Source organism: Streptomyces sp. GL_141 (genome assembly GCF_057834385.1).
Window position 1 is genome coordinate 3,701,897 of the sequence record NZ_CM174402.1, and the last position, 26,056, is coordinate 3,727,952.

The 26,056-nt window shown below is 72.3% G+C and carries 21 protein-coding genes and 2 pseudogenes; 11 read left to right on the forward strand and 12 right to left on the reverse strand.

The window, feature by feature from the left end; all coding sequences use genetic code 11:
- Nucleotides 1–18 precede the first annotated feature (18 nt).
- A pseudogene (gene mrdA, locus AC3IX6_RS16060) lies at nucleotides 19–2,073 on the reverse strand (penicillin-binding protein 2); the annotation flags it as partial.
- A gap of 453 nt (nucleotides 2,074–2,526) precedes the next feature.
- Here mrdA and AC3IX6_RS16065 point away from each other — a divergent pair.
- The 4 genes and pseudogenes from AC3IX6_RS16065 (at nucleotide 2,527) to AC3IX6_RS16080 (ending at nucleotide 6,215) form a co-directional block, all read left to right on the forward strand.
- On the forward strand, nucleotides 2,527–2,712 hold the full coding sequence (locus AC3IX6_RS16065; RefSeq protein ID WP_489370755.1) for a hypothetical protein: 186 nt from the start codon (nucleotides 2,527–2,529) through the stop codon (nucleotides 2,710–2,712).
- Between the two features lie 397 nt (nucleotides 2,713–3,109).
- Nucleotides 3,110–4,301, forward strand: a pseudogene (locus AC3IX6_RS16070) (IS110 family transposase).
- Between the two features lie 18 nt (nucleotides 4,302–4,319).
- Nucleotides 4,320–4,727 carry a hypothetical protein gene (locus AC3IX6_RS16075; RefSeq protein WP_489370756.1) on the forward strand — a complete coding sequence of 136 codons (408 nt, stop codon included), beginning with the start codon at nucleotides 4,320–4,322 and terminating at the stop codon, nucleotides 4,725–4,727.
- A gap of 270 nt (nucleotides 4,728–4,997) precedes the next feature.
- On the forward strand, nucleotides 4,998–6,215 hold the full coding sequence (locus AC3IX6_RS16080; RefSeq protein WP_489370757.1) for a zinc ribbon domain-containing protein: 1,218 nt from the start codon (nucleotides 4,998–5,000) through the stop codon (nucleotides 6,213–6,215).
- A gap of 88 nt (nucleotides 6,216–6,303) precedes the next feature.
- On the opposite strand, the gene AC3IX6_RS16085 is transcribed toward AC3IX6_RS16080, so the two are convergent.
- Together AC3IX6_RS16085 and AC3IX6_RS16090 are read right to left on the reverse strand one after the other, a co-directional pair.
- The gene (locus tag AC3IX6_RS16085; protein WP_489370758.1) at nucleotides 6,304–7,761 is read right to left on the reverse strand and encodes an aldehyde dehydrogenase family protein; all 1,458 of its coding nucleotides are present in this window, start codon (nucleotides 7,759–7,761) and stop codon (nucleotides 6,304–6,306) included.
- Nucleotides 7,762–7,871: 110 nt separating this feature from the next.
- Complete coding sequence (locus AC3IX6_RS16090; protein WP_489371464.1) at nucleotides 7,872–8,708, reverse strand: helix-turn-helix domain-containing protein; 837 nt, start codon at nucleotides 8,706–8,708, stop codon at nucleotides 7,872–7,874.
- 345 nt (nucleotides 8,709–9,053) lie between these two features.
- Here AC3IX6_RS16090 and AC3IX6_RS16095 point away from each other — a divergent pair, with 345 nt between their 5' ends.
- Nucleotides 9,054–9,563: an ATP-binding protein gene (locus AC3IX6_RS16095; RefSeq protein ID WP_489370759.1), complete on the forward strand. Its 510-nt coding sequence runs from the start codon at nucleotides 9,054–9,056 to the stop codon at nucleotides 9,561–9,563.
- Nucleotides 9,564–9,683: 120 nt separating this feature from the next.
- Here AC3IX6_RS16095 and AC3IX6_RS16100 read toward each other — a convergent pair whose 3' ends face one another.
- Both AC3IX6_RS16100 and AC3IX6_RS16105 read right to left on the reverse strand, forming a co-directional pair.
- Nucleotides 9,684–9,920 carry a DUF397 domain-containing protein gene (locus AC3IX6_RS16100; protein WP_112450436.1) on the reverse strand — a complete coding sequence of 79 codons (237 nt, stop codon included), beginning with the start codon at nucleotides 9,918–9,920 and terminating at the stop codon, nucleotides 9,684–9,686.
- A 104-nt stretch (nucleotides 9,921–10,024) separates the two neighbouring features.
- A complete protein-coding gene (locus AC3IX6_RS16105; RefSeq protein WP_489370760.1) occupies nucleotides 10,025–12,118 on the reverse strand; it encodes an FUSC family protein in 2,094 nt (697 codons plus the stop codon).
- 513 nt (nucleotides 12,119–12,631) lie between these two features.
- Between AC3IX6_RS16105 and tatA the strand changes: the two genes are divergently transcribed.
- Nucleotides 12,632–12,826, forward strand: a complete 195-nt coding sequence (gene tatA / locus AC3IX6_RS16110) for a Sec-independent protein translocase subunit TatA (protein WP_489370761.1) — start codon at nucleotides 12,632–12,634, stop codon at nucleotides 12,824–12,826.
- Nucleotides 12,827–12,920: 94 nt separating this feature from the next.
- Here tatA and AC3IX6_RS16115 read toward each other — a convergent pair whose 3' ends face one another.
- A complete protein-coding gene (locus AC3IX6_RS16115) occupies nucleotides 12,921–14,099 on the reverse strand; it encodes a DUF2786 domain-containing protein (protein WP_489370763.1) in 1,179 nt (392 codons plus the stop codon).
- A gap of 355 nt (nucleotides 14,100–14,454) precedes the next feature.
- Here AC3IX6_RS16115 and AC3IX6_RS16120 point away from each other — a divergent pair, with 355 nt between their 5' ends.
- Complete coding sequence (locus AC3IX6_RS16120; RefSeq protein WP_489370764.1) at nucleotides 14,455–16,140, forward strand: bifunctional 3'-5' exonuclease/DNA polymerase; 1,686 nt, start codon at nucleotides 14,455–14,457, stop codon at nucleotides 16,138–16,140.
- A 93-nt stretch (nucleotides 16,141–16,233) separates the two neighbouring features.
- Here AC3IX6_RS16120 and AC3IX6_RS16125 read toward each other — a convergent pair whose 3' ends face one another.
- The 3 genes from AC3IX6_RS16125 to AC3IX6_RS16135 all read right to left on the reverse strand — a co-directional run bounded on the left by AC3IX6_RS16125 (nucleotide 16,234) and on the right by AC3IX6_RS16135 (nucleotide 18,686).
- Nucleotides 16,234–17,511 carry a hypothetical protein gene (locus tag AC3IX6_RS16125; protein WP_489370765.1) on the reverse strand — a complete coding sequence of 426 codons (1,278 nt, stop codon included), beginning with the start codon at nucleotides 17,509–17,511 and terminating at the stop codon, nucleotides 16,234–16,236.
- Nucleotides 17,512–17,589: 78 nt separating this feature from the next.
- A complete protein-coding gene (locus tag AC3IX6_RS16130) occupies nucleotides 17,590–18,099 on the reverse strand; it encodes a SigE family RNA polymerase sigma factor (protein WP_489370766.1) in 510 nt (169 codons plus the stop codon).
- 65 nt (nucleotides 18,100–18,164) lie between these two features.
- Nucleotides 18,165–18,686: a GNAT family N-acetyltransferase gene (locus tag AC3IX6_RS16135; RefSeq protein ID WP_489370768.1), complete on the reverse strand. Its 522-nt coding sequence runs from the start codon at nucleotides 18,684–18,686 to the stop codon at nucleotides 18,165–18,167.
- 159 nt (nucleotides 18,687–18,845) lie between these two features.
- Here AC3IX6_RS16135 and AC3IX6_RS16140 point away from each other — a divergent pair, with 159 nt between their 5' ends.
- Nucleotides 18,846–19,382, forward strand: coding sequence for a LemA family protein (locus tag AC3IX6_RS16140; RefSeq protein WP_489370769.1), 537 nt, complete (start codon nucleotides 18,846–18,848; stop codon nucleotides 19,380–19,382).
- A complete protein-coding gene (locus tag AC3IX6_RS16145) occupies nucleotides 19,383–21,434 on the forward strand; it encodes a DUF2207 family protein (RefSeq protein ID WP_489370770.1) in 2,052 nt (683 codons plus the stop codon). It abuts the gene before it with no gap.
- Here AC3IX6_RS16145 and AC3IX6_RS16150 read toward each other — a convergent pair.
- Together AC3IX6_RS16150 and AC3IX6_RS16155 are read right to left on the reverse strand one after the other, a co-directional pair.
- Entirely contained in the window at nucleotides 21,412–22,575 is a 1,164-nt protein-coding gene (locus tag AC3IX6_RS16150; RefSeq protein ID WP_489371465.1) for a serine hydrolase domain-containing protein, read from the reverse strand. The two genes, AC3IX6_RS16145 and AC3IX6_RS16150, sit on opposite strands and share 23 nt — an antisense overlap.
- A 130-nt stretch (nucleotides 22,576–22,705) precedes the next feature.
- A complete protein-coding gene (locus tag AC3IX6_RS16155; protein WP_489370771.1) occupies nucleotides 22,706–23,359 on the reverse strand; it encodes a TetR/AcrR family transcriptional regulator in 654 nt (217 codons plus the stop codon).
- A 113-nt stretch (nucleotides 23,360–23,472) separates the two neighbouring features.
- Here AC3IX6_RS16155 and AC3IX6_RS16160 point away from each other — a divergent pair, with 113 nt between their 5' ends.
- Together AC3IX6_RS16160 and AC3IX6_RS16165 are read left to right on the forward strand one after the other, a co-directional pair.
- Entirely contained in the window at nucleotides 23,473–24,114 is a 642-nt protein-coding gene (locus AC3IX6_RS16160) for an NADPH-dependent FMN reductase (RefSeq protein WP_489370772.1), read from the forward strand.
- A 26-nt stretch (nucleotides 24,115–24,140) separates the two neighbouring features.
- Entirely contained in the window at nucleotides 24,141–25,601 is a 1,461-nt protein-coding gene (locus AC3IX6_RS16165) for a DHA2 family efflux MFS transporter permease subunit (protein WP_489370773.1), read from the forward strand.
- A 37-nt stretch (nucleotides 25,602–25,638) separates the two neighbouring features.
- Here AC3IX6_RS16165 and AC3IX6_RS16170 read toward each other — a convergent pair whose 3' ends face one another.
- On the reverse strand, nucleotides 25,639–26,004 hold the full coding sequence (locus tag AC3IX6_RS16170; protein ID WP_489370775.1) for a hypothetical protein: 366 nt from the start codon (nucleotides 26,002–26,004) through the stop codon (nucleotides 25,639–25,641).
- Between the last annotated feature and the right edge of the window lie 52 nt (nucleotides 26,005–26,056).

Sequence of the window (26,056 nt, forward strand, 5' to 3'; positions counted from 1 at the left end):
ATCTTCCTGGCGGGCCGGCGGGAGTTCGGTCTGCGGCTTGGGGAGCAGGGCCTTCTTCAGGTCCTGGGCGCCCTTCTCGTCGAGGCCGTACATCGCCTCGTAGATCTTGCGGACGGCCGGTCCCGAGGCTCCGGAGCCGGTGCCGCCCTGGGAGATCGTCATCACGATCGCGTAGTCCTCGGTGTAGGACGCGAACCACGAGGTGGTCTGCTTGCCCTGGACCTCGGCCGTACCGGTCTTCGCGTGCATCGGGATCTGCTTCTGCGGCCAGCCGCCGAACCGCCAGGCCGCGCTGCCGGTGGTGGCCACGTCGGCGAGGGCCCCGTCGATGTCGTTGCGGAGCTTGGCGTTCATCGGGAGCTTGCCCTGCTCCTTCGGGGCGATCTCCTTGACCGAGGCGCCGTCGGCGCTGACCACGGCCTTGCCGATGCTGGGCTGGTGCAGGGTGCCGCCGTTGGCGATGGCCGCGTAGACGGAGGCCATCTGGATCGGGGTGACGAGGGTGTCGCCCTGGCCGATGGAGTAGTTGATCGCGTCGCCCTCGCGGAGCTGGTTGCCCTGGCGGCAGTTCTCGTAGGCGATCTTCTCGGCGTACGAGCCGTCCTTCTTGCCGTCGCGGCACCAGGCGGCCTTGTTCGCCTCGAAGAAGTCCTTCTTCCACTGGCGGTCGGGGACCCGGCCCGGGACCTCGCTGGGCAGGTCGATGCCGGTGCGCTTGCCGAGGCCGAATTCGTGGGCGGTCTTGAAGAACCAGTCGCCGGGCTGCGCCTTGGGCTTGATGCCGCCGTCCTTCTTCCACTCCTTGTCGGCGATGGCGTAGTAGACGGTGTCGCAGGAGACTTCGAGGGCCTTGCCGATGGTGATGTCGCCGTAGCCCTGGGATTCGAAGTTGGTGAAGACCTGGCTGCCGACCGAGTACGAGCTCGGGCAGCCGTAGAGCTTGTTGAACGGGTAGCCGGCGTTGACCGCGGCCGTCGAGGAGACCACCTTGAAGATCGAGCCGGGGGCGGCCTGGCCCTGGATGGCGCGGTTCAGCAGCGGGTAGTTCGATCCCTTGTCGGTGAGGGAGGCGTAGTCCTTCGCGGAGATCCCGCCGACCCAGGCGTTCGGGTCGTAGGTCGGGTTGGAGGCCATTGCGACGACCCGGCCGGTCTTGGCCTCCATGACCACGACGGCGCCCGAGTCGGCCTCGTAGTGGCGGCCCGTGTTGTTCTTGTCGATGCCCTTGCGGGCCTCGATCATCGCGTTGTTCAGCTCGCGCTCGGCCACGGCCTGCACGCGCGAGTCGATCGAGGTCACGATGTTCGCGCCGGCCTGCGGCTTGTCGCTCACGCCCTCGCCGATGATCCGGCCGAGGTTGTCCACCTCGTAGCGGGTGATGCCCGCCTTGCCGCGGAGCTCCTTGTCGTAGGTGCGCTCCAGGCCGCTGCGGCCCACCTGGTCGGAGCGCAGGTACGGGGAGTCGGAGCCCTTCGCCTTGGTGATCTCCTCGTCGGTGACCGGGGAGAGGTAGCCGAGCACCTGGGAGGTGTTGGCGCCGTCGGGGCCGGCGTAGCGGCGCAGGGCGGTGGGCTCGGCGGTGATGCCGGGGAACTGCTCGGCGTGCTCCCGTATCTCCAGGACCTGGTCGGTCGTCGCCTCGTCGGTGATGGGGATCGGCTGGTACGGGGAGCCGTTCCAGCAGGGCTTGGGGGTCTTGGCGTCGCACAGCCGGACGCCGTTGACCACGTCGTCGGGGTTCAGGCCCAGGACACCGGCGAGGTGGGTCAGGACGCCCTTGCCGCGGTCCTTCATCTTGGAGAGGTCGGTGCGGCTGGCGGAGACCACCATGCGGGTCTCGTTGTCGGCGAGCGGGATCCCGCGGGAATCGAGGATCGAGCCGCGCACGGCGGGCTGGACCACCTGCTGGGTGTTGTTGTTCTTCGCCTCGTCCGTGTACTCCTGGCCGTTGCGTATCTGGAGGTACCACAGACGCCCGCCGAGGGTCAGCAGCAGCGAGAACACCACGATCTGGATCATGACGAGCCGGTTCTGGACCCGGGGTGTGCGCCCGGTCTCCGGTATGTTGCTCAACTCGGCTCTCCCCCGGACTGGTCCTCGCCTGACCCGCCCGAGTCTAGATCCCCCACGCGGATAAGCCTTGATCCGTGATGCGAGTGTGTTCGATCTTGAGATCGAACACACCGGCGACGCGGACCAGGAGCCCGATGCCCACCTGTTGGGGCCGCAGCCATCCGGGACGGCCATCTGAGCCATTACGCCACATGCCGGACATCTGCGCATCTAGGCTGAACGGCGGGAGGTGACGGCGATGCAGGCTGCCGAGACGCGAAGGTTCCGAGGGAAGAACAAGGCCCCGAAGTGGACCAAGCCCGACGCTGGGACCGTGTCGGTGATGGTGCTGCCGCTGGCCGTCACCGAGCCTGCCGACCTGGCTCGGCTGGACAGCCTGTACGGGGCGATGTGGTCGCTCAAGCGCGCCGTCCAGCACGACGCCCGCGCCAAGGTGGACGCCTACTGGGCCGCGTGCCACGAACGGGAGCAGCAGGGGCGAAGGCCGTACGGCAGCGCCTCGGCCTGTCCCGCGAGGGCCTGGAACGCTGCGCGTACAAGCACCTGGAGGACTCCGGGCATCTCAAGCACCACGCCGGCAAAGCCCTGGCCATGCACATGGCCGATGAGGTGTGGCCCGGGGTGCAGCGACACCTCTAATTCGTTAGTAATTAGAGGTTCTGGATCTCTGAGGGGCCCGGGGCGGTTGTCCAGCCCGGGGCAGGACGTGTGTGGTCCGGTCGGTGCCGTGGTGACCCCTACGACACCTCCGACCGTGCGAGGTCTTTGCAAAGACTGGTGGCGCTGGGCGCCGGCCGGTCCTCGCACGTTCTGCCCCCGCGGGCCCGTCGGGTTCGGGATCCTCGAAGGATGAGCTGCCGCACGGTGACGCGTTTTCTCCTCACGAGCTCCGAGCTCTGGACACGGCGCGCGCCCGTGCGGCTTGCGGTGCCGCGCACGGCTGATGAGGTGGCGGGCCTTGGAGCCCTGGAATTAGTGCGCCGTGCGGCCCCGCGTGCTCGCCTTCGAGAACAGCACCGGAGAAGGGGCGGGATCCATGGACGTGTTCTGCGGGATCGACTGGGCGGAGGGCCACCACGACGTCGCGCTCGTCGACGACACCGGCAAGCTGCTGGCCAAGTGCCGGATCAACGACGACCTGGACGGCTACCGGCTGCTGCTCGACCTCCTGGCCGAGCACGGCGACACCGCCGAGACGCCGATCCCGGTGGCCATCGAGACCAGCCGCGGCCTACTGGTCGCCACACTGCGGCAGGGCCCCCGCAAGATTTACGTCGGACCCGGGTGACGCCCTGGTCCTGGCGAACATCATCCGCGCCGATGCGCCGATGCACCGCACTCTGCCTGCCGACACCGACCTGGCCCAGGCCGTCGCGGTCTTGGCCCGCGCGCAGCAGGACGCGGTCTGGAACCGGCAGCAGGTAGCCAATCAGCTGCGGTCCCTGCTCAGGGAGTACTTCCCGGCGATGATCGAGGCGTTCAGGGACAAGCCGGGAACCCTGACCCGCCCTGACGCCCGCCGCATCCTCGCCGTCGCACCCACGCCTGCCCTGGCCGCGAAGCTGCCGATGTGGAAGCTGACCGCCATGCTCCGGCGAGCCGGCCGACGCAGGGGCATTGAGACGGACGCTGAACGAATCCAGCAGCTCTTCCGGCGGGAGGCCCCGCAGCAGCTGCCCCTCGTCGAGGATGCCATGGGCACACAGGCACGGGCCCTCCTCCTGCAGCTCGATGCCGCCTGCGAGGCGGTCGATGACCTGGCGCGGGCCACCGAGGAGGCCTTTCGGACGCACCCGGACGCGGGGATCATGCTGAGCTTCCCCGGGATCGGTCCCCAGGTCGGTGCCCGCATTCTGGGCGAGATCGGCGATGACAGGAGCCGGTTCGCCTCCGCCGCAGGGTTGAAGGCGTACGCCGGATCGGCCCCGATCACGCGGGCTTCGGGCAAACGCCGCTACGTCGGACGCCGGTTCGTCAAGAACAACCGGCTCAACCACGTCGGCCATCTGTGGGCCTTCGCGTCCCTCGGCGGTTCAAGCGGTGCGGACTCCCACTACAGGCGCCGCCGGGCCGGAGGAGACTGGCACATGCAGGCTCTGCGGCACCTGTTCAACCGGATGCTCGGCCAGCTTCACCACTGCCTGCAGACCCGCACTCCCTTCGACGAGGCGGTGGCCTTTCCTCTCGGGGCAGTGCCGCTGCCCACCCAGGCGGTGGCGGACATCTGATCGACTACGCTGCTGGCGGTGACCAGTGAGTACCCGTACGCAGACCGCTTTCTCGGCGAGTTCAGGGAACTGAAGCATGGGAGTCCCCAAGGCCCCTCCCTGATTGCTGCCGTGCGCAGTGAAGGCGAGCCGCATGAGGAGGACCTTGTGCGATACCTGCGTGCCGGGAGCGTCATCGCCGCGACTGGGTCAGCCGTTTACGACTTCCTCAGTCCGACCAACGAGCTCATCGATCGTCTGCACCTCCTGACCGACGGTGAATGGTTCTGGCACACCGACCTTGCTCACTACGTCGAGCGGTACCACGTTCCCGTCGATGACCGATTCGTCGCTCACGCACGCCAGCGTGGATGGGTGCCTCCGCAGTTGAGTGACGACCAGCTCGTGCAGATCGCGGACACCTTCTTCCCTGAAGACGATGGATGACATGCCATCCGACGCCATCACGGCAGAGCCGAACTTGACGGCTTAGGTGCATGAGGTGTCTTCCCCGATGCCACCGGCCAACGCTCCGGCCGTCCGAAAGTCGGCAAGTGGCACGACTTCACCCGGATCCCCGGACGCGCCCGCTCCCACACGACCGAGAGCAAGTGGGAGACCTTCCGCCTGGTTGGCACCCTCCAGGGGCACTCCGCGTCCTACACCCCAGTCGGCCAGTACGCGCTGACGCAGCCTCGCCGGATACCCAAGCCCACCGTGACCAAAGTCCGTGTCGCCACCGGGAAGCTGACCACCGCGGGCAAGCCCGGCACCCGGAAGGCGACGTGGTGGGACCACTCCGGCCCCCTCGCCGTCGTCTTCACCGGAGGACCCGACAGCAGGCGCGGCGACCTCGTGCTCCCCGTACGCGTTCCGCAGCAGCCCGGTCAGTGGGCGCGGGTGCAGCACTTCCTCTCCCACCCCGGCCGCCGGCACAAGGTGGACCTGGTCCGCCGTCGCAAGGCAGGCGCGCCGGGCGGCTGGGTTCATGAAGCGCACCTGATGGTCCTCGGTCCCGGCCACAACGCCCCGGCGGTGCGGGCCATGCGTGACCAAGCGGCCCAGCTCGACCGTATCGGCGGGGTGGACGGCAACGTATCCAACCTCTCTATCGTCTCCTTCCCCGCCGGCCTCACCGGCGGCGTGCCGGAGTCCACCGAGATCACACTCACCGAAGCCGAGCAGCGGCTGTTGGAGAAGCAGGCGCAGAAGCGGCGAGGCCGGGCGCGGGCACTGGAACGCTCCCGCAGGGCCATGAACGCCGCGCAGTACGGGGTGTCGAAGCGGCAGGACAAACGAGCCGCCAGGCGTGACCGGAAGGGCCTACGGCCCAAGGCCGTGACCATTCCGGGCGGTGCCCGCGCCACACGGTCCGACGGGGTACCGCAGCAGGCTTTCCGCCGCGACCGGCTCTCGGCCGCCTACCGCGAGCAACGCGCTCGCCAGGCCGAACACGCCGCCGGAATCGCCGAACACCGGCGTCAGCGCGCCCGCCTGTTGGCCCGCGAGATCATCGCCGCCCACGGCCCCGTACTCGTCGTCGAGGACTGCGACATCCGGACGTGGTTCCGGCTGTGGGGCAAGCGGCTCTCGCAGACCACGCCCGGCGTACTGATCTCCGCGCTCAAGGCGGAGTGCGAGGCGACCGGCGGCCGGCTGGTCCGGGCCTCGACCTGGTCAACGGCCCTGTCGCAGCACTGCCTGTGCGGTGAACGTGTCTCCAAGACGCTGCGGGACCGTGAGCACAAGTGCACCGCGTGCGGCCTCACCGGCAGGCGGGACCTGGTCTCCGCCGCGCTGGCGACGTTCGTCCGCTTCAGCGACATGAACGACCCCAGGACCGCTTACCTGGACACCACCATGTCCCGGCACGCAACGCCGCGAGACCTCTGCTCCCCGAACCGCCGGACAGCGGCACCGAGCAACCCCGGATGAGTCACGCTCGCGTGGCCACGCCGGAAAGCCCGGTCCCCGCCCCGGCTGCAATGCGCAACTCGCCCTTGGGTGACGCACGGATCAAGTCTTAGAACGGGAACTGCGTCCGGCCGTGCTGGACCGAGATCCATTTCTGGGTGGTGAAGGCCTCGACGGTGGCCTCGCCGTTGAGGCGGCCCATGCCGGAGGCCTTCTCCCCGCCGAACGCCGCGAGCGGCTCGTCGCCGATGGTGGAGTCGTTGACGTGGATCATGCCGGTCTCGATGCGCCGGGCGAAGCGGACCCCGCGCTCCACGTCCCGCGTGTGGACGGCGCCGCTGAGTCCGTACGGGGTCGCGTTGGTGAGGCGGACCGCCTCGTCCTCGCCGTCGAAGACGACGAGGAGGGCGACGGGGCCGAAGATCTCCTGGCCGAGCAGCGGGGAGTCCTCGGGGAGCCCGGCGAGCACGGTGGGCTCGACCAGGTTGCCGCGCGTAGAGCCGCGTACGAGCGCCTGCGCGCCGGATTCGACGGCGCGGTCGACGAGCGCGGTGAGGGCGTCGGCCTGGAAGGAGTTGATCAGCGGGCCGATGTGGGTGTCGGCCTCGTGCGGGTCGCCGGTCTTCAGGGCGCGCACGCGGGCGGTGAACTTCGCGGTGAACTCCTCGGCGACCGAGGCGTCGACCAGGATCCGGTTGGCGGCCATGCAGACCTGGCCCTGGTAGACGAAGCGGCTGAAGACGGCCGCGTCCACCGCGTAGTCGAGGTCTGCGTCGTCGAGGACGACGAGCGCGCTGTTGCCGCTGAGCTCCAGGACGGTCCGCTTGAAGTGGCGGGCGGCGACCGCGCCGACGTGCCGGCCGACCCGGTCGGAGCCGGCGAAGGAGATGACCTTGGGGACGGGGTGGGTCAGGAGCGCGTCGCCTATCTCGGCGATGTCGGTGACCAGGACGTTGAGCAGGCCGGCCGGCAGGCCCGCCTCCTCGAAGATCTTGGCGATGACCCCGCCGCCGACGACGGGCGCGTTCTGGTTGGGCTTGATGACGACGGCGTTGCCGAGGGCCAGGGCCGGGGCGACCGACTTCAGGGTCACCAGGAAGGGGAAGTTGAAGGGGCTGATCACGGCGACGACCCCGACGGGCAGGCGCTGGACCCGGTTCTCCTTGCCCTCGACCGGCGAGGGCAGGATGCGGCCCTCGGGGCGGACGGCCAGCTGCATGGCCTCGCGGATGAACTCCTTCGCGAGGTGGACCTCGTACTCGGCCTTGGGACGGGTCCCGCCGAGTTCGTCGATCATCGCCTCGACGATCTCCTTCTCGCGCTCCTCGGTGATCCGCAGGGCGCGTTCCAGGACGGCTCGTCTGGTGTAGGGGCTGGTGGCGGCCCATTCCTTCTGGGCCCGCTCGGCGGCCCGGTAGGCCCGGTCGACCTGCTCGACGGTGGCCACGGTGATGGCCGCGAGCTTCTCCCCGTTGTACGGGTTCACGTCGATGATGTCCCACGACCCGGTCCCGGCCAGCCATTCGCCGTCGATGTACTGGTGAGCCAGGTCCTCGAATATGGACATGCCATCCCTTACGTCGAACGCGCGTCCTTGCGCTGCACCGGGTCCCCAGTTGCGATCTGGGTCATCTGGGTCATCGTCATGCCCTGATCAGGCGTCATAGTACGTGTGAATCAAGACAGTTGGAGCAGACCGCGCAAGAGATCGCGGGTCTGGCCGGGGTCGGGGCAATCGCTCTGGAGGCGCAGCATCGCCCGCTCGTACTGACCCACTTCCTCGTCTTTGTCGAGGTAGAGGGCGCTGGTGAGCTGTTCCAGATAGACGACGTCCTGGAGGTCGGACTCGGGGAAGCGCAGCAGGGTGAAGGCGCCGCTCTCGCCGGCGTGGCCGCCGAAGGAGAAGGGCATGACCTGGAGGTGCACGTTCGGCCGCTGGGAGATCTCGATGAGGTGCTCCAGCTGACCGCGCATCACGTCCCGGTCGCCGTACGGACGGCGCAGCGCGGCCTCGTCGAGGACGGCGTGGAAGACGGGGGCGTTCTCGGAGACCAGTACCTTCTGGCGCTCCAGGCGCAGGGCGACCCGGCGGTCGATCTCGGCGCGGCCGGCGCCGGGCATGCCGCGGCTGACGACGGCCTGGGCGTAGGCCTCGGTCTGCAACAGGCCGTGCACGAACTGCACTTCGTAGATGCGGATGAGGGAGGCGGCGCCTTCCAGGCCCACGTACGTCTGGAACCAGCCCGGCAGGACGTCGCCGTAGCTGTGCCACCAGCCGGCCACGTTGGCCTCGCGGACCAGCCCCAGGAGGGACTCCCGCTCCGCGCCGTCCGTGACTCCGTAGAGCGTGAGGAGGTCCTCGACGTCTCTGGCCTTGAAGCTCACCCTTCCCAACTCCAAGCGGCTGATCTTCGATTCGGATGCGCGGATCGAGTAACCGGCCGCCTCACGGGTGATGCCGCGGGATTCTCGGAGTCGCCTGAGCTGGGAGCCCAGGAGGATGCGGCGCACCACAGAACCACTGGCTTCTGCGGTCACGAGTCCTGCCCCTCCCCATGCGGTGGATGGATACGTACGGATACGCGTGTACGGCTGCGTCGCAGGGGCCCCCGTGCCCCTCAAGGCCCGCAGTCTGCCACCAAAACGCATCTGCCCGTACTCGTTCTGTAACGGATTTGGCCGCGCTGTAAAAGAAGTCCGTAAGTATGCGTAGGAAGAAATGAGCAAGAACCGTCACGGGACCGGACAGGTCCGGCGCGTGCACGTGCATCTGCCCTTGCATCCGGCTCCGGCATTCGGAACCATGGTCCCGCGCACCTGCGTGCCCCGCAGTTCTTTCGAATCCCGGGAGTGCCTCGCATGGGGACGAATGGATCGACCATGCTCGAGCCGTTACGGCAGGGGCTTCCCCCGGTCGACCCCACGGCTGTCTCCGGGTCCGCGTCCTGCGCCCTCCCCGCCCGCCTCGAAGCGGTGCGCGGTGCACGCACCTTCACTCGTTCCACCCTCGGCCAGTGGGGCCTCGACGACCGGTTCGACGACGTGTCACTGGTCGTCTCGGAACTCGTCACCAACGCGCTGCGCCATGCCCTCCCGGACGACTCCCGGCCGGCCGCGGGCGAGAGCGAGCCGCCGGTGCGCCTCCACCTGATGCGGTGGAGCACCCGGCTGGTGTGCGCGGTGCGGGACCCCAGCGAGGACCGGCCCGGCGGGTGCTTCGCGCCGGAGGCGACGGAGCGCAACAGCGACCTGGAGTCGGGACGCGGGCTCTTCCTCGTCGATGCCTACAGCGACAGCTGGGGCTGGCACCCGCTCGCGGGGCGGCTGACCGGCAAGGTGGTCTGGGCGCTGTTCACGCTCCAGGACTGAATCACCGCACGGCCACCGCGCGATCACCGCATATGCGACAAGCGGCCGGGATTGATCATGGCGATCAATCCCGGCCGCTGCACGTGCATGGCTGATCTTCGGCTGGTCTGCAGCCGGCCTTCAGCTGATCAGGTGGTCGAACTCGCCGTCCTTGACACCCAGCAGCAGCGCTTCTATCTCGGCCGGCGTGTACACGAGTGCCGGTCCGTCCGGAAACCGCGAGTTGCGCATGGCAACGTCGCCTCCGGGCAGTTTCGCGAACTCCACACAGGAACCTTGCGAGTTGCTGTGTCTGCTCTTCTGCCAGGTCACCCCGTCAAGCTCTGCAGCTGCCATCCCGTTGTACGCGTGGTCCACAGGAAGCCCCCGATAGTGCAGATGTCAACTGCACCGGATCATAGCTGTGTTCATGAACGCCTGCATGGGCAGATGCACGTGCACGAGCGGAGGGCAAGCCACCACTAAGGGTGACGACCGTCCCCGGCACCTTCCCCGGACCTGGGCCGGGGCGGGGTCCGCAGTGCCTCGGAGACCTCCTCCAGGGAGTCCAGCAGCTGCCGCGCCGCCCCGCGCAGCACGCCCGGGTCGGGGGTGCCACCGTCGGCCAGCGCCGCGCGGACCCCCTCCCAGTCGGGCACCCGCCGCTCCCGTACCGCCTTCGCGCCCGCCTCCGTCGCCTCGCGCAGCGCGCGGGCCAGCTCGGCCGCGCCCGGCACCGGGGGCCGGGAGCGGTCCGGGAAGTGCGCCTCCAGCAGCATCGCGTGGCGGCCCAGCGCGGCCAGCGCCCGGCCCGCGTCCTCGGCGGCCGCCCGGGAGATCCCGCGGTGGCGCACCGGCTCCCCGGCGGCCCGGTCCACCGCCTCCTGCCAGGCGACCCGGGCGTCGCGCACCGCCAGCAGGGCGACCCGCACCTCCTCGCGGCGTGCTCCGGCCGGGTCCGCGTACTGCCCGAGCACGGCCGCCGCGTACCGGCCGTTGGCCTCCACCCAGTCCGCCAGCCGGGTCCGCAGTCGCGGGGTCTCCCAGGCCGGGTAGACGGCGTAGGAGATCATCGCGAGGACCCCGCCGACCAGGGTGAGCATGACGCGGTCCGGCACGGTCTGGTCCCAGCGCAGGCCGCCCATGCCGAGCAGGAAGACGACGTAGGCGGAGACGAAGACCATCGAGACGGCGTACCCCGTCCGCATGAAGGTGTACATCAGGCCCGCGCTGACGACCGCGAGCAGCCCGGACACGTACATCCCCGGGTGCGCGAGCTGGACGACGGCCGTCGCGAGGGCGACCCCGACCAGGGTGCCGCCGAAGCGGGCGACGGCGCGGGTGTAGGTCTGCGTGAAATCGGGCCGCATGACCATGACGGAGGCCATCGGGGCCCAGTAGGCGTGGCCGAACGGCAGCGCGTGGCCGATGCCGTAGCCCGCGCAGGCGACGGCGGTGACCCGCACGGCGTGCCGCAGGATCGGCGACCCGGGACGCAGCTCCGCCCGTACGGCGGCCAGCACCATCGGCGCGAGCGCCGGCAGGGTGGGCCGCAGCATCGACTCCCCGGGATCGGCGGTGCGCCCGGAGCCCGGCTCGGCGGTGTCGAGTACGTCGGCCAACAGGGCGGCGAGCCGGCGCGCGGCGCGCAGCGCGGGGCCCTGGAACAGGTCGGCGGTGTCGGGGGCCTTGAGCACCGCGAGGGCCGGCGCGGGCAGCCGTACCGCTTCCCCGTGCCGGATCGCGGACGCGGCGGCGTCCAGCACCGACCCGGCCGCGGCGAGCAGTTCCCGGACCCGGTCCCGCGCCGGGCCCTCGGCCGGGGCCCCGACCGCCGGGTCGGCCAGCAGGGCCAGCACCGGCCGGATCCGCTCCGCGAGCCCCCGCGCACCGTGCAGCTCGGCGGGGCGGCGGCGGGCCTGGCGCACCGTCACGGTCGCGGCGTCGCGCGCCCTCATCAGCGGCTGCGGGTCGAAGGAGGCCACCGGGTCCTGGCGCAGACGGCGCGCGTAGTCGGCCTCGGCGGCGAGGGCGTCCGCCAGGGCGTCGCGCTGGGCGCCCCACCGGCGGATGGGGAAGAGCACGATCAGCAGGGCCTGCACCACCCCGCCGGCGGCGATCATCGCGGCGTGCCCGGCTGCCTGGGGCACGGAGGTCGGCAGGGTGACGGTGACCAGCATGATGGCGACGTTGCCGGAGGCGATGATGCCCGCGGTGGGGCCGGCCGCCCACATCAGGCCCGCCGCGAAGCTCCACACGGCGAGCAGCAGCATGAAGGCCAGGGTGTGCGAGGACCCGACGAGGTAGCCGATGAAGGTGGACACGGCCAGCGTCAGCCCGGAGGCGAGGGCGAGGACGGGCCGGGGACGCCAGCTCTTCTGGAAGCTGGCGACGGCCGCCATGTAGGCGCCGAAGGCGGAACTGGCGGCCGAGCCGGGCCCGAGGAAGGCGAGGCCCGCGCCGATCACGATGGCCAGGCCGACGGCGGCGCGGAGCGCGATGAGGGGTTGGAGCCGGGTCCGCTCGACCCTCAGCCCGGATCGGGCGGTGTCCTTCAGCGCCCGGACCCAGCTCATGGCCCCGAGCGTAGCCCCGGCCGGGCCGGAACCCGGGAGCCCGAGCGGGCGCGATCCCGCGCGTCGGGGGGGGCGACCCGGGGGGGCGTGCCGGCCGCTCCGCGGGGCGGAGTCCCCGCAGCGCCCTTGCCGCTGCGCGGGGCGAAGTTCCGCCAGCACCCTTTGCCGCTCCGCGGGGCGGAGTTCCCCTACCCGCCCTTCGCCCGTTCCCCGGGACTGTGCCCCGGACCCCCCTGGGGCTCCGCCCCAGACCCCGCGCCTCGAACGCCGGCGAGGCTGGATGCGGCCGACGTTTGAGGACCGGGTCCGGGCGGAGCCCGGGGAACGGACGAAGGGTGCGTAGGGGACGGCCCCGCAGGGCAGCCGGGGCGCGCGGCCCCGGCTTCAGGTGTTCTTCAGGCTTGGTGTGATCTATGGCGCCACCCCGCCGCCAGCGCCGATCATCGCCCGGACGGGCCGATTCCGGCACCGTCCCGGCAGGCTGCCGGCACCCACCGGAAGGCGGACACACGCATGCTCAGGAACGCCCTGGAACCCTGGCACGTCGCCATCATCGTGCTCGTCTGCCTGATGGTGTTCGGCTCGAAGAAGCTGCCCGAGATGGCCCGCGGGCTGGGCAGGTCCGCCCGCATCCTGAAGGCGGAGGCCCGTGCGCTGCGCGAGGAGGACCCGGCCGCCCCGGCCGCCCCGGCTCCCACCGACCGCTGATCCGGGCTCCAGGGCCTCCGGGGATCCGGGCCTGCGGGGATCCGGCCCCCGGGCCTGCGGGTCTCCGCGTCTCCGCGCCTGCGGACCTCCGGGCTCAGCCCCGCAGGGATCGGCGGGTGCCGTTTGCCATGTGGGCGCGGTCGGCCGCCGCCGTGCCGTCCTCCCAGCCCGCGAGGTCGGTCGCCCCGCGCAGCCGGGTCGTCGTGGTCCGGGGGAACATCTCCTCGGCCCGCGAGGTGACCGCCACGTCCCGGGCGACCAGGGCCGGCAGGTTGTCGGGGGCCTCTGCCACGGTGTCGGCCACCGTGTGCTCGGCCGTCTCGGCGAGGCGCTGGCCGAGCCGGCTCGCGTAGGCCAGGAGGAAGGACTGCCGGAAGGTCTTGGTGCGCTTGCGCCCGCCCGCCCGCTGCCCGGCCTCCGCTCGGGTCATCGCGGCGGTGCCCTGGACGAGCAGGGAGGTGTACAGCAGCTCCACCGCCTCCAGGTCGCTCGCGAAGCCGACGACGGTGGAGAACTCGTAGGCGCTGTTCCACACGGACCGGCACCGGTTCGCGCTCGCCACCGCGTCGAGGAGTACCGCCTTGGCCTCCTCGTACGGGGCCTCGACGCCGATCCGGCAGGCCCCGGGTATCTGCGTCGTGCCGGACTTCACCGCGAGCAGGGCCGCGTCCACGGTGTGGCGGGCCATGAGCTCCTGCGCCTTGGCGCTGAGCGCCTCCGCCTCCTCCGGGAAGGTGGTCGCCTCGGCCTTCGCGAGCAGCGCCCGGATCCGCCCGAGCATGCGGGGCTCGATGTGCGCGTGTTCGAGTACGTCGGCCGGGTCTCCCGGCAGTGGCCCGACCGGCTCGATGGACGGCAGCCGGATCAGCAGCCGGAACACCTCCAGGACGGTCCCGGCCAGGCTGAAGCGGTCGGTGCGCTCCCGCTCGACCAGCCGCTCCCCGTACCGGGTGTCGTCCCCCCACCACACCTCGGCGTCGGTCCACCGCTCGGGCAGCCGCGCGTAGCGCCGGGCCTCGGCGGCGATCAGGTCCTCGGCGATCCGCAGGTGCGGCTGCTCCAGGTCCCGGCGTACGAGCCGCAGCACGTCGGCCGGCCGCCATCCGCGCTCCCAGGCCTGGCGCAGGTACTCCTCCCCGCGCGCGAGCAACGCCTGCCCGACCCCGCCCCACCGGTCCCCCTCGGCGACGAGCACCGACGCCCCGGCGTCCAGCCCGGCGTCGTCCTGGTTGTACAGCGCGGCCTCGCAGGCCCGGTCGACGATGTCTCTCACCCGTTCAGCTTGGCACGCCCGCCTCCCGACTCCGTCCCGGGCCCATCCAGCCGTCCGGCGTTCGAGGACCGGGATCCGGGCACTCCAGCCTTCCGGCGTTCGAAGACCGGGGTCTGGGGCGGACCCCCAGGGGGCCCGGGCGCAGCCCGGTAATCCCTCCCCAGCCCGTCCGGCGCTTGAGGACCGGGGCAGGGCAGAGCCCTGGGAACGGAGGAAGGGCGAGTGGGGGAATTCTGCCCCGCGCAGCGGCAAAGGGTGCTGCGGGGACAGCCCCGCAGGGCCGCGCACCACCCGCACACCCGTACGAGCGCGCCGCGCACCGGCACTGTCGGACCCCGGTGGGACACTCGCACTCATGAGCGAGCACATCCCCCGGTGGGCCCTCGCCGAGGACGGCGACGGCCGGTGGCACGCCATGCCCCTGCCCGGCCCCGACGCGCCCGGCGGCCCCGGCGGCCCCACGGGCGGAGCCCGTGTCACCACCACCGACCCCGCCGAGGCGATCCGCGCGGCCCCGGCCGGCACCCGCTGGGTCTGGCGGTCCACCGCCGCCGTGTACCCCCGCCTGCTCGCCGCCGGCGCCCGCGTCGAGCGCTGCCACGACATCGAGGACGCCGAGCTGCTCCTGCTCGCCCACGAGGGCCGCCTCGGCGAACCCCGCTCGGCGGCCGCCGCCTGGGCCCGCCTGACGAACGCGCCCGTACCGCCCGATCCCCCGCAGCGCGCGGCGGAGCCCGGCAGCCAGCACTCGCTCTTCGACCCCCAGCCCGCCCCCGTCCCGCTCGACGCCCTCGTCGCCGTCCACGCCGACCAGGTGAAACGGCAGGGCGCCACCGCCCACCCCGAGCGGATGCGGCTGCTCGTGGCCTCCGAGTCGGCGGCCTTCCTCGTGGCGGCCGAGATGAACCGCGCGGGCCTGCCCTGGCGGGCCGACGTCCACCGGGCCCTGCTCACCGAGCTGCTCGGCGAGCGGTACGCGGGGCGCGGCCAGCCCCGCCGGCTCGCGGAGCTGGCCGACGAGGTCTCGGCGGCGTTCGGGCGGCGCGTACGGCCCGAGCTTGCCGCCGACGTCATCAAGGCCTTCGCGGAGGCCGGGATCAAGCTGAAGTCCACCCGGCGCTGGGAGATCCAGGACCTGGAACACCCGGCCGTGGAGCCCCTGCTCGCGTACAAGAAGCTGTACCGGATCTACACCGCCCACGGCTGGTCCTGGCTCGGGGACTGGGTGCACGACGGCCGTTTCCGCCCCGAGTTCATCCCCGGCGGCACGTACACCGGCCGCTGGGTCACCAACGGCGGCGGGGCCCTGCAGATCCCCAAGGTGATCCGCCGGGCCGTCGTCGCCGACCCGGGCTGGCGGCTCGTCGTGGCCGACGCCGACCAGATGGAGCCGCGGGTGCTCGCCGCGATCTCCCGCGACCCCGCCTTCATGGAGGTGGCCGGCCGCCCCGAGGACCTGTACACCTCCATCTCCCGCCAGGGCTTCTCCGGCGACCGCGACATGGCGAAGATCGCCGTGCTCGGCGCGGTGTACGGGCAGACCTCCGGGGACGGCCTGAAGAACCTGGCCGCGCTGCGCCGCCGCTTCCCCCGGGCCGTGGCCTACGTGGACGACGCGGCGAAGGCGGGCGAGGAGGGTCGGCTCGTACGGACCTGGCTGGGCCGGACCTGCCCGCCGGCGGCCGATCCGGAGGAGGGGGAGGAGGCCCCCGACGGCTGGGTGCCGAGCTACGCCTCGACCGATGCCCGGGCGCGCGGCCGCTTCACCCGCAACTTCGTCGTGCAGGGCAGCGCCGCGGACTGGGCGCTGCTCCTGCTCGCGGCCCTGCGCCGGTCCCTCGCGGAGGCGGGGATGCGGGCCGAGCTGGTCTTCTTCCAGCACGACGAGGTCATCGTCCACTGCCCCGAGGAGGAGGCGCCGGCCGTGGTCGAGGCGATCCGCGCGGCGGGCGACCTGGCCGGCCGCATCACCTTCGGCGAGACCCCGGTCCGCTTCCCGTTCACCACGGCCGTCGTGGAGTGCTACGCGGACGCGAAGTGACGCAGGAAGCGATGGAGGAAGGTTCGGAGGAAGGTACGGAGGAAGGTACGGAGAGGATGGTACGGAGGGGAGCGGTCGGCCTCCCGCTCCCTTCTACTGCCCGTACTCCGAGGCCCACTTCGGGCTGGTCACGAGCTCCTTCATCCGCTCCACGGTCAGCACCGGCTCCTTGCGGGTCACCGCCGACCCCTCGGTCTCGGCGTTGAACGAGGACAGGATCACCCGGGTCCCGTTCGGCCGCAGCGCCTGGGCGCTCCACCAGAGCATGCCCGGGACGCCCTTGTCCCCGTCCCCCTTCCGGGTCACGACCTTCGTTCCGTCCGGCAGCGTCTCGGCGCCCGTGAACTGGTCCGCCCATGTTCCGGGGGTCTTCGGGTCGTCCACCTGGATCTGGAGGCTGACCATCGACTTGCCCTTGCCCTCGTCGAGGACCAGGTAGCCCAGATCGGCCCCTTCCTGGTCCCGGCGCACGATCGGGATCCCGTCCGTGCGCAGCAGCTGCTCCAGGATGTCCACGGCCTTCGGCCCCCCGCGGCCGGCCGGACGCTCCTCCTCCTGGCCGGCGGCCGGCAGGTCGTTCAGGGCCGGATGCCACAGCGGGGACGTCACGAGCGCCTGGAGCTGCGCGAGCGTGAGCGGCGGCGTCGGCCGGCTGACGGGCGCCCCCTTCTCCTCCGCCGCGTTCTCCTCGTGGGCGTCCACCATGAACCCCTGGGGGGTCACCACGATGGCGCGCCAGGACTTCACGTCGGCCCGGTGGTCGGGGTACACGTAGCCCTTGAAGAGGTGCAGCCGCGAACCGTCCGCGAGCGTCTCCGAGGTGCAACTGTCGTACTTCGTCGTGGCCTTGGAGGGGCACTTGAGCATGTCCTCGGCCATCTCGCCCTTCGGGTCGATCCGGTAGAGGCCGAAGCCGAGGCTGCTCTTTCCTTCGCCGTCGTCGAAGACCGCGCTCACCATCGGGCCCAGTTCGTGGTCCGTGCCCCGTGCCACGACGGCGCTGAGCGTGCCCTGCGGCAGGAGCTGCTTGAGCACCCCGGTCAGCTGCTCGGCGGAGACGGCGCCGGTTCCGACGCGGCTGTTGCGCTGCTGCCCCTGTCGCACCAACGGCCCCAGCGCGGGCGGCTCCTTCGAGGACGCCACGTTCGCCCGGCCCCCGCCACCGCCGGACCCGAGCAGCCCGGTCGTGTAGGCCCCGGTGATGCCGATCAGTGCCAGCGCGAGCGCCGAGCCGCCGGCCATGGCGGCGCGGCGGCGGGCCACCATCCGCCGTCCGCGGCGCTCCCCGGCGTCCACGAGGCCGCGGCCTTCGGAGGTGAAGCCGTCACCCGTACGCCGGAGGGCCTCGCCGAGCTCATCTTCAAAGGGCATGCGGAATCAGACCTTCCGTCCAGAGGGATCATGGGATGAGAGAAGCGGAAACGGCGTGCACACCTACGGACGCGGAGCTCAGCGCCCCGCCAACTCAGCGAGTGAGCCGCCCAATTGCTCCCGCAGCCGGGTCAGCGCACGCGAGCTGCGGGTCCGTACGGCCGCCGAGCTGACGTTCATCGCGTCGGCGGTCTCCTCGACGCTGCGGTCCTCCCAGTACCGCAGCACCAGGACCGCCCGGTCCTTCGGCGCCAGCCGCCCCAACGCCTCCAGCAGCGTCAGCCGCAGCGCGGGATCACCGCCGGCCGGGGCGCCCGCGTCGGGGAACTCCCCGACCGGACGCTCCCCCGCCGACCGGCGGCGCTGGTGCGTCAGGAAGGCGCGCACCAGCACGGTTTGCGCGTACGCCGCCGGATTGTCGATCCGGGCGACGCGTGCCCAGAGCAGGTACATCCGCCCGAGGGTCTCCTGTACGAGATCCTCCGCGAGGTGGGTGTCGCCGCTCGTCAGCAGACAGGCCGACCGGTACAAGTGCGCCGATCTGCCCGTCGCGAACTCACGGAACCCATCTCTGCGCCCGTACCTCATCCGCTCCCCCTCGCGTCCGTCTCACCCCAATGACGCGACGGGGACCAGGAATGTTTCAGCCGAACTCAAACTGTTTCGGAAGCGGTCTGCGCGAGGTCGTGGAAGTACATGTGGAACTCCTCGCGGACGAACCCCTCCGCCTCGTACAGCCCCTGCGCGACGAGGTTGTCGTACGCCGTCTCCAGCTGCACGCCCGAGACCCCGGCCTCCCGCGCCCGGCGCAGCACCTCGCGCAGCAGCGCGCGGCCCGCGCCCGTACGGCGGCCGGCCGGGGCCACGTACAGGTCGCCCAGCAGCCACGCGGGCTTCATGGCCAGCGAGGAGAACATCGGGTAGACCTGCGTGAAGCCGACCGTGCCCGCACCCGGGACCTCGGCGAGCAGGATGAAGGAGTCCCCGCCCGCCAGCCGCTCCGCCAGGAAGGCGCGCGGGCGCTGCGGGTCCTCGACCTCCACCTCGTAGAACTCCAGGTAGCCGCGGAAGAGCTCGGCGGCGGTGTCCAGATCCGCCTCGCCCGCCTGCCGCAGGACCACCTTGGCCGGGGCCGCCGCCACCTGGGCTTCGTCCACCGTCTTCCGACCGTTCATATCGCTCTCCCTCGTCCACTCCCGCGCGCCGAATCCATTGTGCGCGGGGGGTCCCAATCCAGCGCCGTCGCCCTACGCTACGGCCGGGCCGGCAGGGAACCGGCCCCGCAACGGGGGCCACACATGACACCGCTCGGCATTCTCGTCATCGTCTGTGTCTTGACTGTCCTGATCGTCCTGCCGGTGCCGGTCTGGCTGACCGTCACCTACAACGGACTCGTCCGGCGCCGCAACCAGGTCGACAACGCCTGGGCCCAGGTCGACGTCCAGCTCAAGCGCCGCTACGACCTGATCCCCAACCTCGTCGAGACCGTCAAGGCCTACGCCGCCCACGAGCGCGGCACCTTCGAGGCCGTCGTCCGGGCCCGCGACGCGGCCGTCGCCGCGAGCGGCCCCGCCGACAAGGAGCGGGCCGAGGCCGTCCTGCGCACCGGCCTGACCGGGCTGCTCGCCCTCGCCGAGGCCTATCCGGCGCTGCGCGCGAACGGCAACTTCGACTCCCTCCAGCGGGAACTGGCGACCACCGAGGACCGCGCGGCGTACGCCCGGCAGTACTACAACGACGCCGTCCTGGCCTACAACACCTCCGTGGCCTCCGTCCCGACCCTGCTGGTCGCCGGGCCGCTGGGCTTCCGGGCCCGCGAGTTCTTCCGCGCGGCGGAGGGCGAAACCGGCCCGGTCCAGGTCCGGTTCTAGATGACCTGGACCTGGCTCGTCGGGGCGGCCGCCCTGGTGAGCGCCCTGCTGTGGCTGTCCGCCGTCGGCTGGGCGGTGGTCGCCCACCGGCCCGCGCCCGTGGCCGCCGACGGGCCGACGATGGAGCTGCGGCCCGAGCCGCCCGCGCTGGTGGAGTTCCTGACCGGCGGCTGGGAGGCCGGCCGCGGTGCCCCGCGCGCCACGCTCCTGGACCTGGCCGCGCGCGGGCTCCTCGCCCTGGAGCAGACCGGCCCCGATCCGCGCCACACCCTCGTCCGCGTCCGCCCGCCGGGGAAGGAGCCCTCCGGGGAGCTGCTCCCCTACGAGGCCCTGGTGCTGGCCCGGGTCACGGCCCTGGCCTCCGGCGGGGTGCTGCCCGTCGGCGCCCTGGCCCGCGGCACCGAGGACGAGGACCGGGGCTGGTGGCGGGCCTTCGGCCGGGCCGTGGCCGCCGACGCCCGGGCCCGCGGACTGGCCCGGGACCGGTATCCGGTGCGGCTGAAGGCCGGGCTGACGCTGGCCGCGGTCCTGCCGGCGGCCCTGGCGGCCCTCCTGTTCCTGTCGCTGGCCGGGGCGGGCGGCTGGTTCATGTCCCTGGGCGTCGGGCTGGTCGTCTGGTTCTTCGGGTCCCTGCTGGTCGCCCGCCTCACCGGGGAGCGCGAGACGCCCGCCGGTGTCGAGGCCTGCGCGCACTGGCTCGGCGTACGGGAATGGCTGGCCCGCGACGAGTCCTTCCCCGGGCTGCCCCCGGCGGCCGTGACCCTCTGGGACCGCTACCTCGCCTACGGCGCCGCCACCGGTGTGGCCCGCTCCGCGCTCGCCGTGCTCCCGCTCGGCCCGCGCGACGAGCGCCGCGCCTGGTCCACGTACGGCGGCGGCTGGCACGAGGTCCGGCTCCGCTACGCCCCCGCCCCGGCACGCACCCTGCGCCCGCCGCGGGAGAGCGTGCGGCTGGCCCTGCGGCGGATCGGGTCGGCCTCGATCGTGCTGCTGCTGGTGGCCTGGTGGCACACGCGTCCGCCGACCGTGATCCGGCTCCCGGTGCCGAGCACCGGGCTGCTGGCCGCGGAGGTGGTCCTGCTGATCGGCGTGCTCATGGGGTCCCGCTGGCTGTGGACCGGCCGGCGGCCCGTGATCCCGCTCGCGGCGTACGTGTACGGCGGCCTCTTCGCCTTCGTCGGCGCCACCTGGGGGCGCCAGTTCTCCGGGCAGTGGTCGGTGCCGCCGCAGGCGGTGTGGGCGCAGCTGCCTCCGGTGCTGATCGCCGCCCCGGCGCTGCTCGGCTACCTGTTCCTCCTGGCCACCGCCCTGCTGGACCTGTCCCGGCGGGCCTGGAGCGAGGGCGAGGTGGTCCGGCTGCGCACCGGGAAGCAGGTCCACCACCTGGCGCTCGACCCGGGCGGCCGGACCGCGGTCACGGCCTGGCCCGTGCGGCCCGGGCTGTACGGGGCCCTGCGCGAGGGGGCGGTCGTACGGGTGCTGCGGGGACCGGTGCTCGGGCACGTCTACGAGGTCGTGCTGGTGACCCCTTCGCCGCAGGGCGAGCTGTTCCCCGCGGGGTCCTCGCAGGACGAGTACGCAGACGCAGACGCCTACGCGGACGGGGACGGGGACGGGGACGCGGAGACGGTCGACGCAGCGCCCGAGGCCCCGTGGGCCGGGGTGGCCGCACTGTTCGCGCGGGGCGACCCGAAGGAGTTCCTCCCGCTCGCCGAGGCCGCCCGGATCCTCCGCACGGAGCTGCGCGAGTCGGACTACTCCCCCCAGCTCGGGATCCGGACCTACGACACCCCGGACGGGGAAGGGTTCCTGCTCATGCAGACGGCTTCGAAGGCCCTGGGCCGCCGGCTCCTCGCCACGCACAAGCGCCGGGCGACCCCGGTCGGCGCGGGAGCGGCCGACGAGGCGTACCTGCGGGGCCGGCGCATGGTGCTGCGCCGCGGGGAGCACGTCCTGATGCTGCAACTCCCGGCCGACGCCGACCATGCGGCGCTCCCGGCACTGGCGGAGGCGGCGGCCGGCCGGATGGTCAGTGGCTCTCGTCCCCGGTGACGGGCTGGGCCGGGAGGGTGTAGACGTGCTGCGGGGTCACGATCTTGGTGATCGCCTCGCCGAACAGCGTGCTCGGCTCCTCGCCCTCGGCGGAGATGTCGGTGTTGAGCAGCACGACCAGGGTGGCCTTGGACTGCGCGTCGTAGACGGCCAGGGTCTGGTAGCCCGGGATGGAGCCGTTGTGCCCGATCCACCCCTGGACGTTGAAGATCCCGAGCCCGTAGCCGGTGCCCGGCAGGGCCGGTACGACATCGAGGCGCTCGGCCTGGGTGGCGGGGGTGAGCAGCTCACCGGTGGCCAGCACCTTGGCCCACCGCCGCAGGTCCGGGAGGTCGGAGATCATCGCTCCGGCGGCCCAGCCCCAGGAGGGGTCCCAGTCGGCCGCGTCCTCGACCTTCCCCGTGGCCGTCTGGTCCGTGTAGCCCTGGGCGTGCGGGGCCGGGAACTCGGCGCCGGTCGGGAAGAGGGTGTTCTTCAGCCCGGCGGGCTCGATGACCTCCTCGGTGATGTAGTCGGCGAGCGACTGCCCGCTGATCTTCTCCACGACGAGCCCGATCAGGATCAGGTTGGTGTTGCAGTAGGAGAACTTCGCGTTCGGCTCGAAGAGCACCGGGTGCTTGAAGGAGTAGTCGAGCAGCTCCTGCGGGGTGAAGGGCCGATAGGGATCGCTGGTCAGCGCCTTGAAGAAGTCCTCGTCGGCCGAGTAGTTGAACAGTCCGCTGCGCATGCCCGCCAGCTCGCGCAGCGTGATGCGGTCGCCGTTGGGCACGCCCTCGATGTACTTGCCGATGGGGTCGTCCAGCCCGATCTTGCCCTCGTCGACCAGCTTGAGCATCGCGGTCACGGTGAAGGTCTTGGTCTCGCTGCCGATCCGCATGTTGAGGCCGTCGGTCATGGGCGCACCGGTGGCCTTGTCGGCCACCCCGAAGGCCCGTACGTACGCCCCCTTGCCCGGCGCCGACAGGGCCACTTGGACCCCGGGCACCTTGGCCTCGTCCATCACCTTCCGGATGGCGTCGTCCAACTGCCGCGCCACGGCGGGGGTGAGCTGCGGAAACTCGTCGGATGCGGCCGGACTGCTCGCCGCCGGTGGTGTCGGCACGTCCACGGCGTACCCGACACCGGCCCCCACGGGCACCATCAGGAGCCCCACTGCGGCCGCTCCCACAGCCGCCCTGCGCAACCGTGTCGTGCTCACCCGTCCAACGTAGCCCCGGCCCGGGGGCCGGGCGACCGGAAGGGGCCGGGGTACCCCAGTACGGTGTGCGGGCTCAACTGACCCGGTAGGCCCGGAGGAAGGCGGCTACGCCGCCTGCGATGAGGTGGTCGGTGCGGTCCTTGGGGAGGGGCAGGACTCCGTAGTGCGAGAGCTGCACGATGGAGTGCGAGGTCAGGGCCATGAAGTGGGCGCCCGCCAGCATCGCGTCGCCGCGTACGTCGATCAGCCCGGCGGCGTCGAGGCCCGCCATCGCGTCCGCGAGCGCGCGGGACACCGGGCCGGGGCCGGCGTTCGCCCAGGCCTCCATGACCTCCGGCGGCACGTGGTCGGCTTCGGCGTGGATGTGGCGGACCAGCGCGAAGTGGTCGGCGTAGTCGGTCATGAGCCCGATGACCCGGTGGGCGAAGGCGACCAGGTCCCGCTCCAGGTCCTCGGGGCGGGGCGGGCGTTCGGGGTTCAGGACGGCTTCGATCTGGGCGATCTGGGCGTCGCGCACCTGCCCCGAGGTCCAGGTGACGACGGTGGCGAAGAGCATCGCCTTGCCGCCCGGGAAGTGGTTGTAGAGCGTGCGGGTCGAGACGCCGGCCGCGGCGGCGAGTGCGTCGACCGAGGCGCGGGCGTAGCCCTCGCGGCCGAAGACCCCGCAGGACGCGCTCGCGATGGCGATCTGCTTCTCCAGCTTCTTGCCACTGACTCCGGTGCTCACTTCGCCTCCACACAAGAAGTACAACGACCGTTGCACTTTTTACAACGGTCGTTGTAGTTTACCGGAGGGGCAGCCGCACCGAGCGGCCGCCCCGCCGACGAGGGGAACCCGCCATGTCCGCCGCCCACACTTCCGCTCCCGCTCCCGCTGCCACCCCCCACGACGACGCGACGCCGCTGCGCGTCGCCGTCATCCTCGGCAGCGTCCGCGAGGGCCGTCAGGGTCCCGCCGTCGCCGACTGGTTCCTCGGCGCCGCGGGCGCCGTCGGCGGCCTGGACCTCGACCTCATCGACCTCGCCGACGTCGACCTCCCGCTGGCCATGCCCGGCTGGGGCGGTTCCCCCGGCCCGCAGGCGGCCGCCGCCCTCGCGGAGGTCAGCCCGCGGCTGGCCGCCGCCGAGGCCTTCGTCGTCGTCACCCCCGAGTACAACCACAGCTTCCCGGCCGTGCTGAAGAACCTCATCGACTGGCACCGCGAGGAGTGGCAGGCCAAGCCGGCCGGCTTCGTCTCCTACGGCGGCATCGGCGGCGGACTGCGCGCCGTCGAGCAGCTCCGGCTGGTCTTCGCCGAGCTGCACGCCGTGACCGTGCGCGACTCCGTCAGCCTGCACGGGCCGTGGTCCGGGCTCGGCCCGGACGGCGTTCCGCGCGACGCCGCCGTGGCCGAGGGTGCGGTCAAGGGCATGCTCGGCCAGCTGGCCTGGTGGGGACGCGCGCTGCGCGCCGCCCGCGCGAACCACCCGTACCAGGGCTGAGGGGCGGCACGAGGATGCGTACCGGCATGCGTACGGCACAGGAACCCGGCGGGTCCGGGCAGGCGGCGGCGCCCGCGGACCACGTGATCACCGCGGACCACGCCACCGGCTCCCCCGCCCCGGCATCCGCGGCGCTGCTCCGGCGCACCGCGGGCGTCGTCATCGTCGGCTCGGTCATGTCGGTGCTCGACATGACGATCGTCAACGTCGCCCTGCACCGCCTCTCCGAGGCCTTCCACGCCCCCCTGGCGACGATCCAGTGGGCCGCCAGCGCGTACACGCTCGCGCTCGCCGCCGTCATCCCGGCCTCGGCCTGGGCGATGGGCCGCTTCGGCGCCAAGCGCACCTACCTGGGCGCCCTCACCCTGTTCTCGCTCGGATCGCTGCTCGCCGCGTGCGCCTGGAGCGCCGGGAGCCTGATCGCCTTCCGCGCGGTACAGGGCCTCGGCGGCGGGCTGCTCATGCCCGTCGGCATGGCCATGGTGATGCGCACGGCGGACCCGGCCCGGCTCGGGCGGGTGATGGCCCTGCTCGGGCTGCCCATCATCGTCGGGCCGGTGGCCGGTCCGGTGCTGGGCGGCTGGCTGGTCGACTCGGCGTCCTGGCAGTGGATCTTCCTGGTCAACCTGCCCGTCGGGGCGGTGGCCCTGCTCCTCGCCGCGAAGCTGCTGCGCTCCGACGCGCCGGACGATCCGTCCGCCGCGCCCCGGCTGGACGTACCCGGCCTGCTGATGCTGTCCCCGGGCCTCGCCCTGCTCCTCTACGGCCTGGCCCGCGGCGGGGAGGGCGGCACCTTCACCGCACCCGACGCCCTGCTCCCCACCCTGGCCGGCGCCGCGCTCGTGGCCGCCTTCGCCCGAAGGGCCCTGACGGCCCGTGAGCCGCTCCTCGACCTGAAACTCCTCGGCGACCGCACCTTCCGGGCGGGCATCGTCACGCTCGCCCTCTTCACCTGCGGCTACTTCGGATCCATGCTGCTCGGACCGATGTACTGGCAACAGGGCCGCGGCATGACCGCGACGGCGGCCGGGCTGCTGGGCGCGCCGGCCGGACTCACCGTCGGGCTGGTCATGCAGATCGCCTCGCGCCGCGTGGACAAGGTCTCCCCGCGCCGGCTGATCCGGGCCGGGATCGCGGTGGGCGCCCTGGGCATGGCCCTGACCGCGCTCCAGGCCGGGTCCGCACAGGCGGCGCCCTGGCGGTTCGTCGCCGCTTCGATCGTCATGGGCATCGGCGCCGGGATGGTGCTGATGCCGACGATGACCACCGCGAGCCGGAACCTCCCGAGGGCCCGGATGACCGCGGCGAGCACCCTGCTGAGCATCAACTCCCAGATCGGCGCCTCGGTGGGCACGGCCCTCCTCTCCGTCACCCTGAGCGGAGCGGGCACGACCCCGACGGGCTTCCGCACCACGTACGCGATCGCGGCACTGCTCCTCGCGCTGGCCCTCGTACCGGCCTCCCGGCTCCCCGCCCCGCGCCCCTGACGGGCACCGGGCGGGAGGCCTCCCGGATGCGGGGTGCTCAGCTCTCGGCGGGCTCCGCCGTCAGAGCCGTGCCGTCGCCCGCACGGGCCGCGACGATCTCGGCCAGCTCGGCGGATCCGGCCGCGCCGACCGCCGTGCCCGGTGCCACGAAGGCGACGTGGGGCATGGCCAGGGCGCCGGCCAGCGCCTCGTCCCCCGGGGACAGCATCCGTACGGAAACCCCGTCCGGCAGCTCGACCGGAGCCGGCTCGCCGGCCTCGTCCGCGAGCACCATCAGCGGGTACTCGTGCACTTCCAGCCCGGACTCCTCGACCGCGGCCCGCAGTTCGGGCGCCGTCTCGGCGACCCACTCGAAGCTTTCCGGGATCCCGGGCTCGCGCTGCCCGGCCCGGACGGCGTCCACGTCCGGGAAGACCAGGTGAAGCCGTCGAGGCCGCGCACCGCGCTCTCCCCGT